The sequence below is a fragment of the Nocardia sp. NPDC059236 genome (genome assembly GCF_042754085.1).
Taxonomy (GTDB): Bacteria; Actinomycetota; Actinomycetes; order Mycobacteriales; family Mycobacteriaceae; genus Nocardia.
Genome location: NZ_JBHZAF010000031.1, coordinates 39598 through 52398 on the forward strand (window position 1 = coordinate 39598; position 12801 = coordinate 52398).

The following is a 12801-nucleotide window of genomic DNA, read 5'->3' on the forward strand; positions in this document are numbered from 1 at the left end:
CGCAGGAAATTGGCTGCTGGGTCGCTGACCGGTTACTGACCGGCCCATCGTGTCGGCGAGCTACCCGGATCGAAGTCGCCGGCGCTCTGCCGGAACTCCGACAGCAATTGCAGCAGCAATTGCAATCGTTCCGGCGGCAGTCCGGCCTCGGCGAAAACTCGCCGGTTCAGCTCGGTGGTGGCCCTGGCCACCAATTCTCTTCCGGCATCGGTGATTTCGATCAGCGTCGCCCGCCGGTCACTGGGATGTGGCACACGCTTCACCAAGTGCGCCGCCTCCAGCCGGTCCACCGTGTTGGTGACGGAGGTGGGGTGCACCTGCAGGCGGGCGCTGGCCACCGCCATCGGCAGCGCGCCGGTTTTGCTGAAACTCAGCAGCATCAGTAACTCGTACCGGGAAAAGGTCAAACCGGACGGCCGCAGGGCTTCGTCCACCCGTGCCATCACGATTTGCTGCGCCCGCACCAGTGACGTCACCGCCGCCATTCCGTCGGCCACGTCACCCCAGCCGTGCTCGGTCCACTGACGGTGCGCCTCCTCGATCGGGTCGAGTGGCAGTGGACGTGGTCGAGACATGACCCGATCATCGCACGTCGCGAACCGGTTGGTCGCAGCGCCGAGCCGATCCCCGGGGAGCATACGAATCACGGTGATTCAAAACCTCGGCCGCAGGCCCGATTCGCCGCACTATTGGGTACACCCTGCGGCTGTGTCCGAGTTGGTCAGGAGCAGGCCTGCAAAGCCTGTCACACGGGTTCGAGTCCCGTCGGTCGCTCCATCGGAGAACGCCTCCCGTACACCCGGGAGGCGTTCTCGCATTCAGCTCGCGATCACGCCGGAGAGATCGCGCGACACCACGAAATTGCGGTCGGCGGTCGTGCCCAGCGTGTATTCGGGCAGCAGACCGAAGTATTCGCCCCGCGACCGCGTGCTCCAGCGCCGCGCGGCCTCGGTGCGGGTCTTGTAGAAATTCAGCATGTAGCCGCCCTCGTAGAGGCGCAGCAGCGAGTAACCGCCCGGATATTCCTTGGCCGCCGCCACTTCCAGGAATTCGACCGGGATGGGCAGATCGGGCCGGGTACGGCGGTTGCGGTGGGTGTGCCCCGCATGGTGCAGGAAGACGCCGGGCGCGGAGCGGTAGATCGATTGCAGCTCGGCGGCATTCGCGGCATCGAGAATGAAGCTCGGTCCGGCCAGATTGGACCCGCCGGACTCGGTGGTGACCGGGTGATGACCGAAAACGAGTGTGGGACGGTCCGGGTCGCCGGTGAGCCGGTCCCGCAGCTCGTCGAGCTGGGACCGGTCCAAAGTGCCGCCCGGGGCGTCGAGCTGGGTGGTGTCCAGGGCGATCAGGCGCAGCTCGCCGACCTCGTAGGCCGCCAATTGCTGTCGGGCGGTGAAGGAATCACCCCAGCAGTCGTAGTGGTCGAGGTACGGGCTGCAGTCCGCGTAGTCCGAGCCCAGGTGCGGGCGGTCGTGATTGCCGCGGGCGGCGAACCAGTCCCGGCCCGGCGCACCCCAGTTCGCGAGGTGGGTGTGGACGCCGCGCACCTGGTCCGGGGTGGCCTCGGCGGTGAGGTCACCGGCGAGCAGCAGATGGTCGACGGCACGGTCGGGCCGGTGCATATCGTCGAGCAGCGCGGTCAGCATGACTTCGGGATACGGTGCGAGACCGGGCTCCTGGCGCACGCCGGGCGGCAGGCCGGCGGTGATGAGCCCGCTGACCTCCTCGCCGAAGTGAATGTCATTGGACAGGGCGAGGGTTCGCAGCAGCCGGCCCGGCGGCGGCACCAGCGTGGTGAAGACCCCTTGCGCCTCCGGCGTATTCGGCAGGCGGGTGGCGACATTCAGCGCGGGCGCGGCCGCGATGCCCTGGGAACGCGCCTCGAACCGATAGGCGCGCCCGGGCTCGAGCCCGGTGACCTCGGCGTAGTGACAGGCGGTCGGCTGCGGGTCGCCGAAGACCTGCCGCAGCCCGGTCCCGTCCGCGGGACCGAGCCAGACTTCGCCGCCGGTCTCCACCGGAACAGGGTTGCCGGCCGCGTCCGGGCCCAGCGTCGTCCAGGTGAAGACGGCCGACTGCTCGGTGATGGTGACGACCTCGAGATCGGTCGCCACCAGCGAACCCGGCTGTGCCCGAGCGGGACTCGGCGCCGCCAGCGGCAGGGCCGCGGCCGCCGCCAGCAGGCCCAGCAGCTGCCGCCGGTTCGGGCCGCAGCAGCTCATGACCGTCCTACTTCGCGTCGGTGGAACAGACCTTCCATACGCCGTCTTCCTTGCGCAGGTGTTCATCGGTGGAACGCTTGCTGTCGGCGGTGCCGGGCAGGGTGAGCGTGCCCAGGGTGACAGCCGTGGCGCGGTCGCCGGTGATGGTGATGCCCTGCACCGAATCGACCTTCATGGAGATCTTGCCCTGGTCCATGGCCTTCCGCTGGGCCTCGGGCAGCGCGTCGTACTGGGCGCGGTCGCCGGCGCAGGTCTTGCCGACGGCCTGCGACGCGCCGCCGGCGGAGAGCGCGTCGTAGAAATCGCGCACCGCGGTCTCGACACGCTTGTCGTCGCTCGGTCCGGAGTCCTTGCCGTTCAACGTCACCGCGGTGGCGATGCCACCTCCCACGAGCACCACGGCGGCCACGCCGAGTCCGATGGTCAAGGGGGTACGCCGCTGCAAGCTCATCGAGATCCTTCGACTCCGGCCGATCTTCGGTTGCTGTCCGTCCGGGGCCGTCCCCGGAACGCACGCAGACTACAGCGATTCCGTGTCGATTGGTGGGGTGGCATTTGAACCCGTGACATGGGGCGGTACGTTGGTTAGGCAAACCTCATAGACGAGGCTGGGCAAGCGAAAGGACGGTCATGACGGCGGCTCGATGGAAACTGGTGTCCGGTGCGCTGGCGGCGATCGCGGTGCTCGGCGCGACCACTGCCTGCTCCAGCTCGTCGAAGAACGACAACGAGATCCTGGTCTACAACGCGCAACACGAATCCCTCACCAAGGAGTGGGTGGACGCGTTCACCAAGGACACCGGCATCAAGGTGACCCTCCGCAACGGCGGTGACACCGACCTGGGCAACCAGATCGTGGCCGAGGGCAAGAACTCGCCCGCCGACGTCTTCCTCACCGAGAACTCCCCGGCCATGGCGCTGGTCGAGAACGCCGGCCTGTTCTCCGACGTCGACAAGGACACCCTGGCCCAGGTGCCCGACCAGTTCCGCCCCTCCACCGGCAAGTGGACCGGGATCGCCGCGCGCTCCACCGTTTTCGTCTACAACACCGCCAAGCTCCCGGCCGACCAGCTGCCCAAGTCGCTGCTGGATCTGCAGCAGCCGCAGTGGAAGGGCCGCTGGAGCGGTGCCGCCTCCGGCGCGGACTTCCAGGCCATCGTGGCCGCCCTGCTCGCCCAGAAGGGCGAGGACGCCACCAAGGCGTGGCTGAAGGGCATGAAGGACAACGCGGTCACCTCGCAGAACAACACCACCGTCATGAAGGGCGCCAACTCCGGCCAGTTCGAGGGCGGCGTGATCTACCACTACTACTGGTACCGCGACCAGGCCAAGACCAAGGAGAACAGCGGCAACACCCAGCTGTTCTACTTCAAGAACCAGGACCCGGGCGCCTTCGTCTCCATTTCCGGTGGCGGCGTGCTGAAGTCGAGCAAGAAGCAGGCCAACGCCCAGAAGTTCCTGGCCTTCATCACCTCCAAGCAGGGCCAGGAGGTGCTGCGCGACGGTGACTCCATGGAGTACCCGGTGGCCGCCGACGTCGCGGCCAACCCGGCGCTGCCGCCGCTGGCCTCGCTCGACGCGCCCAAGATCGACCCGAGCAAGCTGGACGCCAAGAAGGTCACGCAGCTCATGACCGAGGCGGGTCTGCTCTAACCGTGGCTGTTCGGACCGCTGTACCCACCCCGGCCGCGAAGGACCTGCCCAGCAGGGTCTCTCGGGCACTGACCAGGATGGTCCCGAGTGCATCGGCCATCCGGCCCGGGGCGATCGTCACGATCGCCGCCCTGCTCATGGTGGCGGCCACCTTCGTGCCGCTGGGGTACATCGTGTCCACGCTGGTCTCGACCGGATGGCACGAGACCGCACAGCTGGTGTTCCGCCCGCGCGTGGCCGAATTGCTGCGCAACACCGCCGAACTGGTGGTGCTGACCGTACCGATCTGCGTGGCGCTGGGCATCGGCCTGGCCTGGATCGTGGAGCGCACCGACGTGCCGGGCGCGGCCTGGTGGGGCCCGATCTTCGCGGCCCCCCTCGCGGTTCCGGCCTTCGTCAACAGCTACGGCTGGGTCAGCGCCATCCCCTCGCTGCACGGGCTCTGGGCGGGGGTGCTCGTCTCGACGGTCTCGTACTTCCCGCTGGTGTACCTCCCGGCGGCGGCCACCCTGCGGCGGCTGGATCCCGCCGTGGAGGAATCGGCCCGGGCCCTCGGCTCCGGGCCCGTCGCCGTCTTCGCACGCATCGTGCTGCCGCAGCTGCGGCTGGCGATTCTCGGTGGCGGACTGCTGATCTCGCTGCACCTGCTGGCCGAGTACGGCGCCTTCGCCATGATCCGGTTCGACACCTTCACCACCGCCATCTTCCAGCAGTACCAGTCCAGCTTCGCGGGCGCGGCGGGCAGCACGCTCTCGGGCGTGCTGGTGGTGCTGTGCCTGGTGCTGCTGGCCGGTGAGGCCACCGTGCGCGGCCGGGCCCGCTACGCCCGGATCGGCGGCGGCGCGCAGCGGGGCGCGAACCGGATTCGCCTGGGCCTGGCCAAGATTCCCCTGTTCGCGCTGCTGGCCGCCGCGCTGGCGGCGACGCTGGGCGTGCCGCTGTGGACCATCGGCCGGTGGCTGAAGATCGGCGGCTCGGCGGTGTGGAACACCACCGATATCGGCGAATCCCTCGGTCAGACCATCGGTTTGGCCGCCACCGCCGCGGTGATCACCACCCTGTGCGCCTTCCCGGTGGCCTGGGTCGCGGTGCGCTCCACCTCGCGGTTCGCGCGGATCATCGAGGGGGCCAACTACATCACCAGTTCGCTGCCGGGCATCGTGATCGCGCTGGCGCTGGTGACCGTGTCGATTCGCTGGCTGCCCGCGCTCTATCAGACGGCCGCGACCATCCTGGCCGCCTACACGCTCATGTTCCTGCCGCGCGCGCTGGTGAGCGTGCGTGCCGGGCTGGCGCAGGTGCCGGTGGGGCTGGAGGAGGCCTCGCAGGCGCTCGGAAAATCCCCGGCCGCCACCTTCTTCCGCGTCACCCTGCGGCTCACCGCGCCCGCGGCGGCCGCGGCGGCGGCCATGGCGTTCGTGGCCGTGGCCACCGAGCTGACCGCCACCCTGCTGCTGGCCCCCAACGGCACCAACACCCTCGCCATGCAGTTCTGGCAGCTGTCGGGCGAATTGGACTACGCGGCCGCCGCGCCGCACGCGCTGATCATGATCATCGTCTCGGTGCCGGTCACCTATCTGCTGTTCACCCAATCCAGGAAGGCGGCGGGACTGTGAGTCGTCTTGTCGTAGACCAGGTTCGCAAGACCTTCGGACAGGCGCCGGTGCTCGACGGCATCAGCCTCGACGTCGCCGACGGCAGCGCCACGGCGGTGGTCGGATCCTCCGGATGCGGCAAGACCACGCTGCTGCGGGTGATCGCCGGATTCGAGAACCCGGACGCCGGATCGGTGTCCGTCGGCGGGGAAACCATTACCCGCCAGGGCTTCTCGGTGCCGTCGCACCGGCGCAGAATCGGCTACGTGGCACAGGACGGGGCGCTGTTCCCGCACCTGACGGTGGGGCAGAACATTGCTTACGGGCTCGGCGGGGGACTGGGTGCGCGGCGCAAGCACCGGCAGCACGTCGCCGAACTGCTCGACATGGTCTCGCTCGACCCGTCCTACGCGGATCGGCGGCCGCATCAGCTCTCCGGCGGCCAGCAGCAGCGCGTCGCCCTGGCCCGCGCCATGGCCCGCAAACCCGATCTCATGCTGCTGGACGAGCCCTTCAGCGCTCTGGACACCGGACTCCGCGCCGCCACCCGGCAGGCCGTCGCCGAGACCCTGCGCGCCGCGGGCATGACCAGCATCCTGGTCACCCACGATCAGGAGGAGGCGCTGTCCTTCGCCGATCAGGTCGCGGTCATGTGCTCGGGCCGGTTCACCCAGGTCGGCACGCCGGAGCAGGTGTACGCGGCCCCCGCGGACCTGTTCACGGCCGGATTCCTCGGCGACACAGTGCTTCTCGACGCCACCATCGGCACGGAGACCGCTCAGACCGTGCTCGGCCGCATCCCGGTGCAGGTGAACGCGCCGACCGGTGCGGGCGCGGTCATGATGCGGCCTGAACAGCTGCTGGCCCGGGCGGCCACCGACGGTCGCGCCGGCTGCGCCACCGTGCGCGCCCTCGAGTTCCGGGGTGCGGATGTCCTGCTCACCCTCGACCTCGACGGCTGCCCCGAACCTGTCCAGGTGCGCCGGGTGAGCGTGGACGCGCCCACGGTCGGCGACCGGGTCGAGCTCGAAGTCCTCGGCGCGGCAGTCGCATTCACCGCCGAGCAGTGCGCCGCCGCCGGCCGGACAACCGGCGCGGCCGCCGTGAGCCGGGTCGGCGCGGTCTCCGCGGTCTGAGCGATCGGCCCGTCCGGCCGGTCGGAATGTGACCGATCGGACCGGGGAGTCCCTATAGTGGCGCGGAGGCCGAATCGTCGGCCGCAGAGGCGAACTGCCTCAGCTCGTCCCGAAGGAGACAAGGTGCGCCGCACGCTGCTCGTCACATCCGCTCTCGCCGTCGCGTGCGCCCTGGCCCCGCTCGCGTCCGCGGAACCTCCCGCCGATCCCGCGGTGAAGGTGCAGGCGGTCTACGGCCCCGAGCAGTTCCCCATGGCGGGCGTGGCCGCCGACATCGCGCCCTGCGGCGGCGGCGCGAATGTGGCGACTCTCACCACCGGCGTCGACGGCACGGCCGTCTACAACGGCGCGCTCGGCTGCTACCGGGTTCAGGTCAGCACCCCGATCGGCTGTGCGCTGGACAGTGATCCGGCCGTTCAGGTCACCTCGGTGCCGGGCGTCACCCCGCCGGCGACCTTCCGTTTCCGCTGCGCCTGACGGTGTCCCGGGCCTGCTCCCCGGCCCGCCGAAGGACTGTGACCGACTCCACTTCTCAGGGTTCCCACATACCGCAGCTGTTAGTGTCGCGAGAGATAGCTGCTCGTTATTGCTGTAACGCGGAAGGCGTCGCATCACCGAGGGAGTAGGTGACGAAATGGGCGCGAGGTTCGCGTTGGCAGACCCGCCGGGCAGGACCGCGCCCCTGGCGCTGCGACGCTACGCGGTTCCGATCGAGGCGATGGCCGCCCTGCTGGGCGCGGCGGTGGCCGGACTGCTGCTCATGGCCCCCCTCGATCTGGGCTGGACCTCCGAAGGCCCGGTGCTGCAGCTGGATCTGCTGGTGCTGAACATGCCGCGCGCGGCCGCCGCCGGCGCGGCGTTCGCGGTGGTCTCGGCGGCGCTGGTGGTCGCGCTCGGGCGCAAGACGGCCTGGATCGCCTCGAGCGGCAGCGCGGTGGTGCTGGTGATCGACCAGCTGTGGAACCGCGACGCGGCGATCCCAGGAAACCTGACCACGGCCAACTACATCGACTCCATCTTCAGTGGCATCCTGCTCGGGGCGCTCGCGGTCGCGGTATTCGGCAAACCCATCGCGACGGGCGCGTACCTGATCGGCGCCCTGTCCGCGATCCTGATCGCCGACCAGACCTCGCTGCCGCCCACGGGCGGCCGGGGCAATCCCCTCACCGAATGGGCGTCGACCGGAACGCCGCCGGCGTGGCTGCTCGTGCTGGCCGGTGCGCTGCTGGTCGCGGGGATCGCCGTCCAGCAGCCGGAACCGGCGGGCGAACACGAGAACACCGATCTGGCGATGGGCCCGATCCTGTCCGCGCTGATCCTGGTCACCGCGACCACACTGTCGACGCAGTGGTTCGTGCAGCACGCCGGCACCGTCGCACAGGCCGGGGTGGCCGCGGCCATCACCATCGGCGCGGCGCTGGCCGCGGCGCTGCTGCTGCCCGGGCGCGAGGGCACCCTGGTGCTGCTGACGGTGGCGGTGGCCAATGCGGGCAGCGCGATCATCGCGGTGCCCCGGCCGGATTGGACCGCACCGTTCCCGGTCCTGGCCGTGGTGGCCGGGCTGGCGGTGGGACGCCGATGGCGCACGCCCTGGATCGCGCTGGCCGCGACCGCCGGGCTGGCGGTCTTCGCGGCCGGCACCGCGGGCATCGCGCACCAGTACGCGGTGATCCCGGTGCTCGGTGTGATCCTCACCGCGCTGGCCATCGGCTTCTGCTTCGGCGCGGCGGTCCCGAAGACCGCCGGCAGCGCCGTGGTGGCGCTCGCCGTACTGGTGGTGCCGTGCCTGGTGGTGGCGCTGCGGGGCAGCAGCTTCGGCCGGGTCGCCTACTCGCCGCGCTGGTATCGGGATCCGCACGGGGCGGTCTCCGCGATGCCCGGCACGGTGGCCCTGGTGATCACCCTGGGCTGTGCGGCCGCGCTGTACCTGCTGTGGCGGATCCGATCCCCACGGGCCGTGGCCGCGCCGGAACCCGCTCTCCCGCCACGGGTGATCGTCATGCCCGATGGGGCGCGGAACGTCTTGCCGCAGGGCTAGTCTGGCCGCATGGCCGACAAGTCACCGGTGGACCCGACGATCGATCTCCTGGAACGGGCCGTCGCCCAGATCGGCGATGTCATCGCCGCCGTCACCCCAGACCGGGCAGCCCTGCCGACGCCGTGCGAGGACTGGCACGTGCGCGGGCTGCTGGACCACATCGTGGGCCAGATCCTGCGCGACTTCACCATCGCCGCGCGCGGCGAGATGCCGGACTGGGGCGCACCGCCCGACCCGGTCGGCGCGGACTGGGCCGCCGAGTTCCGCACCCGCGCGCAGCCGCTGCTCGAGACGTGGCGCGCCGCCGATCCGGAGCGGCTGGTGCCCGGCATGGGCGGGGAGGCCCCGCTGCGCGGTCGCGCCGATCAGCAGATCACCGAATTCGCCATGCACGCCTGGGATCTCACCCGGGCCACCGGTCAGGGCCGCACCCTGGATCCGGAGCTCGCCGAGCATGGCCTGGCCTGGTCCAAACAGCTGCTGAAGCCCGAATTCCGCGGTCCCGGAAAGGCTTTCGGGTACGAGGTGCCGATCGCCACCGACGCGCCCGCCTACGACCGGCTGGCCGCCTGGTTCGGTCGCGATCCGGGCTGGCAGCCCGCGGCCTGACCGCCTACCGGCCGAATCGGGTATCCACCCAGGCCAGTGCGTCATTGAACGACGCGTCGAGCACGCCGCGGTGGTCCGCGCCCGGATAGCTGTGGTACTGCACGGGCTGACCGCCCGCGCGCTGCTGCACCACCATGGCGTCGGTGGCGAGCGCCGGCACCGTGGTGTCGGCGCGGCCCTGCAATACCAGCAGCGGCTGCGTCAAAGTCAGTGCGCCGGGGTCGTTGTCGTTCAGCACCCGGATCAGTGCGGAGATGTCCCCGTCACGGTTGAAGACGTCGTCGGCGGTGAGGCCGCCCCACGAATCCTGTTGCCGCAGCCGGCCGATGCATCCGGTGTCGGCTTGGGCGAGCATGGATTGCGCACGAGGCGTGAGGAATCGGGCCGGATCCAGGGGTGTGACCGTCTGCGCGCCGCGAATGATCAAGGGCAGGAACGATACCGCGCTGCCGGTGAGTGGGGACAGGACGCCCGCCACCCCCGCGGTGGTGGCAAGCTGCGCCGCCTGCAGTCCGGGAAGTAGAACGACGCCTCGGTCGCCTCCTCCGGCGCCACCGGGGTGGCGGCGACCGGCGCGGCCAGGCTCAGGGCCGCGATCGCGGCCGCCAGGACCGTGGTGAATCCCCCGGCGAGCGGGCGTGAGACGCGACGCTGCGGCTGTTGTGCACGGGCGCTCTCGTTGTCCGACACCTCTCAGAACATACCGGCCCGTTCGTGTTTCACATGAAAAGCAGGGCCGTTCGCACTGCGAATGAGTCGGCCGGGTGCGCGGTGCGCACGCCCGGCTACAGCGGGCGTATCGGGGATGGATCGAAAACGGATCGCGGATCTATGAATTCGCCCCCGCACCATTCCGATCGGCAGAAGCCACCCGGATCCAGCAGAATGCGAGCCCCGCCCATGTCCACCGCGTACCACATCGTCACCGTCCTGGCCGCCCTCTGGGTGGGCTTCTCGGCCGTCTCCCTGCTGCGCAAGGCCAAGTTCGTGGCCGAGCCCCTCGCCGAGTACGGCGTCCCCGAATCCTGGTGGCCGTGGCTGGGCCTGGCCAAGGCGGCCGGCGCCATCGGCCTGATCGCCGGGCTGTTCTACCCGCCGCTCGGCGTCGCGGCCGCCATCGGCATCGTGCTGTACTTCACCGGCGCCATCATCACCATCGTCCGCGCCAAGTCCTACGGCCACGTCCCGTTCCCCATGACCTACATGGTCCCGGTGATCGCGGCCATGGCCCTGGAATACGCGGCCTGACCGCCTAGTGCGTGACCGGCACCGTCGAACGCGGTGCCCGGGTCATCGCCGAGATCGATTCCAGCGCAGCGGAATTCGACATCATCCTGGAGTCGATCGGCGGCGGCACCTTCGCCGCGGCCTGAAACCTCTGATCGTGGCCCGAAAACGCGCTCGCGGTGTCCGGCTGCCTCCTGCACAACCGGACACCGCGATGCACAGCTACTACCTTTGCTCCCGAGTCCTCGAATCGGAATCCCAATCGGTCACGATGGCACGATAAGTCAGTCATTCGGTGCCGAAACGGCCCGCCGCTCCCCGCGAACGAGTAAGGCCCCGACCGTGATCCACGGTCGGGGCCTTACTGTGGTGCCCTCGGCAGGATTCGAACCTGCGGCCTTCTGCTCCGGAGGCAGACGCTCTATCCCCTGAGCTACGAGGGCGGGGATGGTCCCGTCCGGTCTCCCGGTCGGGCTGGGACAGCGTATCGCATCGCTCGCGCTGCGCCAAAAACGAACACGGACCGGGCGTTTCTGTGCCCGGTCCGTGTTCGTCGGAGGTGCTCGGTCAGTTCATCGGCAGTGGGGAGACCTTGCGCTCGGCCAGCATCTGGGTCATCAGATCGGCCTCGCTCTTCTGGGTCTTGGCCATGCTCTCGGCCAGCGAGCGCACCGCGTCGGTGTCCGCGCGCTGGGCGGCGTACTCGATCATCGGCATGCCGCCCTGGTGGTGGCGCAGCATGAGCTGCAGGTACAGCGCATCCAGGGCCGGGCCGGTGGCCTGGCCCAGGGCGGCCATCTCCTGATCGGACGCCATGCCGGGCATGGTCTGCACCGCACCGGAGTGCATGGCGGTGCCGGAATGCTCGTGCGTGGACATGTCCGTCATCCAGCCCATGTAGCCGTCGGAGGAGAGGAGCGGTTTGTCCCACTGCTGCAGCCAGCCCTGCATGCGGCCGGCCTGATTGGCCTGCGTGGTGAGGATGTCGTAGGCGAGCCGCTTCACCGCCGGGTCCGTGGTCCCCGACAGCGCGACGCCCGACATCTGCACCGCCTGCGCGTGATGCACCGACATGTCCTGGGAGAAGCCGACATCCACCGCGCCCGGCGTCTCCGGGCCGTGGTGCATGGCATTGCCCACCAACAGTCCGGCCATGAAACCGATGAGCAGCACCGCGACCACCCCGATCGCCAGCAGGGCGGGCTGCTGATTGCGGCGTGTTTGCGGCACCGGTTCGGCGGCGGGATCGGGCTCCGAGCTGCGATCTGGAATGTCGGACATGAACGGCGGCACTACTGGGTCGGAGCCGGCTGATCCGGCTGGGTCGGGCCGTCGGTCGGGGCCGGGATGGACGGGATGCCGCCGGGCAGGTTCGTGCCATCGGTGGGCAGACCCGGCACGCCGTTCGGGAGACCCGGGATACCGCCGGCGGGCATGCCCGGAATACCGCCGCCGCCACCCAGCTCACTCGCATCCTGCTGCAGGCCTTTGCCGTCCATCGGCACCGCGTCGGGGCCGGGCGGGGTCGGGTCGAAGGCCGGCGGGTTGTCGGTGTTGAAGGTTGGGTTCGCGCAGTCCGCGCCGACCTCCGGGTAGGCGTACTGGTTCAGGCGCAGCGCGGTGATGAACTCGCCGACGCGCTTGTCGTCGGCGCTGTTCAGCTTCAGCTGGTGACCCCACGACTGCAGGGAGATCGGGGTGTCCAGGCCGGGGTAGGGCGACATCAGGCTGTAGGGCTTGCCCTTGACCTTCGACTTCAGGGTGTCGATGCCGGCCTGATCGACCTTGTCCGGGTTGTAGGCGATCCAGATCGCGCCGTGCTCGAGCGAGTGCACCGCGTTCTCGGTGCGGATCGCCTTGGCGTACACCACGCCGGTGCAGGCCGCCCACGAGCCGTCGTGCGGCCCGCCGAAGGGCGGGGACTGGTCGTAGTTCACGCGCTGGGTGGCCGCGACGTGCATGCCCGCCGCGTAGTCCTTCTTCACCACGCCCGGAATCTGATCCGAGGGATCCTTCTTCTGGGCGGACGGCGTGTACTTGTCCTGCTCCTGCTTGTCCTGGATCTTGGGCACCAGCACCCAGGCGATGCCGCCGATGAGGGCGAGGATGCAGACCACGGCCCCGATCATGAGCCACGGAATCTGACGCTTACCGCCCAGGCTGCCCCCGCGACCGCCCTTCCTGGACGATCCGGCCGACTTGCCCGCGGCCTTGATGGCCTTGGCCGACTTGGCACTGGTCTTGCTCGGCATGCTTGTTGTGCTCTTTTCGACGTGTCGGACAATCAAACGACGCGGCCGCATCGTTTGCTGGGCACC

General features: G+C 69.7%; 14 protein-coding genes and 2 tRNA genes. 8 read left to right on the forward strand and 8 right to left on the reverse strand.

From position 1 onward, the window contains the following. Window positions 1-32 precede the first annotated feature (32 nt). The gene (locus ACFXIV_RS43860) at window positions 33-575 is read right to left on the reverse strand and encodes a MarR family transcriptional regulator (RefSeq protein WP_354849479.1); all 543 of its coding nucleotides are present in this window, start codon (window positions 573-575) and stop codon (window positions 33-35) included. 127 nt (window positions 576-702) lie between these two features. Here ACFXIV_RS43860 and ACFXIV_RS43865 point away from each other — a divergent pair. Then, window positions 703-777: transfer RNA gene (locus tag ACFXIV_RS43865), tRNA-Cys, on the forward strand. Window positions 778-818: 41 nt separating this feature from the next. Here ACFXIV_RS43865 and ACFXIV_RS43870 read toward each other — a convergent pair. Together ACFXIV_RS43870 and ACFXIV_RS43875 are read right to left on the reverse strand one after the other, a co-directional pair. Continuing rightward, window positions 819-2225, reverse strand: a complete 1407-nt coding sequence (locus ACFXIV_RS43870; RefSeq protein ID WP_379402860.1) for a metallophosphoesterase — start codon at window positions 2223-2225, stop codon at window positions 819-821. 7 nt (window positions 2226-2232) lie between these two features. Then, entirely contained in the window at window positions 2233-2676 is a 444-nt protein-coding gene (locus tag ACFXIV_RS43875) for a hypothetical protein (RefSeq protein WP_354849484.1), read from the reverse strand. Window positions 2677-2855: 179 nt separating this feature from the next. On the opposite strand from ACFXIV_RS43875, the gene ACFXIV_RS43880 reads away from it, so the two are divergent. The 6 genes from ACFXIV_RS43880 (at window position 2856) to ACFXIV_RS43905 (ending at window position 9256) form a co-directional block, all read left to right on the forward strand. Beyond that, a complete protein-coding gene (locus tag ACFXIV_RS43880; RefSeq protein WP_379402859.1) occupies window positions 2856-3878 on the forward strand; it encodes an iron ABC transporter substrate-binding protein in 1023 nt (340 codons plus the stop codon). 77 nt (window positions 3879-3955) lie between these two features. After that, window positions 3956-5494 carry an ABC transporter permease gene (locus ACFXIV_RS43885; RefSeq protein WP_379402896.1) on the forward strand — a complete coding sequence of 513 codons (1539 nt, stop codon included), beginning with the start codon at window positions 3956-3958 and terminating at the stop codon, window positions 5492-5494. Beyond that, on the forward strand, window positions 5491-6609 hold the full coding sequence (locus ACFXIV_RS43890; RefSeq protein WP_379402858.1) for an ABC transporter ATP-binding protein: 1119 nt from the start codon (window positions 5491-5493) through the stop codon (window positions 6607-6609). Before ACFXIV_RS43885 ends, ACFXIV_RS43890 begins: the two co-directional genes overlap by 4 nt. 123 nt (window positions 6610-6732) lie before the next feature. Then, window positions 6733-7086 (forward strand): hypothetical protein, encoded by a 354-nt coding sequence (locus ACFXIV_RS43895; RefSeq protein WP_379402857.1) that lies wholly within the window; start codon window positions 6733-6735, stop codon window positions 7084-7086. Between the two features lie 157 nt (window positions 7087-7243). Next, entirely contained in the window at window positions 7244-8647 is a 1404-nt protein-coding gene (locus tag ACFXIV_RS43900; RefSeq protein WP_379402856.1) for a hypothetical protein, read from the forward strand. A gap of 9 nt (window positions 8648-8656) precedes the next feature. Further along, complete coding sequence (locus tag ACFXIV_RS43905; RefSeq protein WP_379402855.1) at window positions 8657-9256, forward strand: TIGR03086 family metal-binding protein; 600 nt, start codon at window positions 8657-8659, stop codon at window positions 9254-9256. Window positions 9257-9260: 4 nt separating this feature from the next. On the opposite strand, the gene ACFXIV_RS43910 is transcribed toward ACFXIV_RS43905, so the two are convergent. Next, window positions 9261-9683 carry an alpha/beta hydrolase family protein gene (locus ACFXIV_RS43910; protein ID WP_379402854.1) on the reverse strand — a complete coding sequence of 141 codons (423 nt, stop codon included), beginning with the start codon at window positions 9681-9683 and terminating at the stop codon, window positions 9261-9263. Continuing rightward, the gene (locus ACFXIV_RS43915) at window positions 9680-9946 is read right to left on the reverse strand and encodes a hypothetical protein (protein WP_379402853.1); all 267 of its coding nucleotides are present in this window, start codon (window positions 9944-9946) and stop codon (window positions 9680-9682) included. Before ACFXIV_RS43915 ends, ACFXIV_RS43910 begins: the two co-directional genes overlap by 4 nt. A 210-nt stretch (window positions 9947-10156) precedes the next feature. On the opposite strand from ACFXIV_RS43915, the gene ACFXIV_RS43920 reads away from it, so the two are divergent. Continuing rightward, a complete protein-coding gene (locus ACFXIV_RS43920; RefSeq protein WP_379402852.1) occupies window positions 10157-10504 on the forward strand; it encodes a DoxX family protein in 348 nt (115 codons plus the stop codon). Window positions 10505-10850: 346 nt separating this feature from the next. On the opposite strand, the gene ACFXIV_RS43925 is transcribed toward ACFXIV_RS43920, so the two are convergent. The 3 genes from ACFXIV_RS43925 to ACFXIV_RS43935 form a co-directional block, all read right to left on the reverse strand. Further along, window positions 10851-10926 (reverse strand) — tRNA-Arg (locus tag ACFXIV_RS43925). Window positions 10927-11050: 124 nt separating this feature from the next. After that, window positions 11051-11764, reverse strand: a complete 714-nt coding sequence (locus ACFXIV_RS43930; protein ID WP_379402851.1) for a DUF305 domain-containing protein — start codon at window positions 11762-11764, stop codon at window positions 11051-11053. A gap of 11 nt (window positions 11765-11775) precedes the next feature. Further along, window positions 11776-12735: a DUF3105 domain-containing protein gene (locus tag ACFXIV_RS43935; protein WP_379402850.1), complete on the reverse strand. Its 960-nt coding sequence runs from the start codon at window positions 12733-12735 to the stop codon at window positions 11776-11778. Between the last annotated feature and the right edge of the window lie 66 nt (window positions 12736-12801).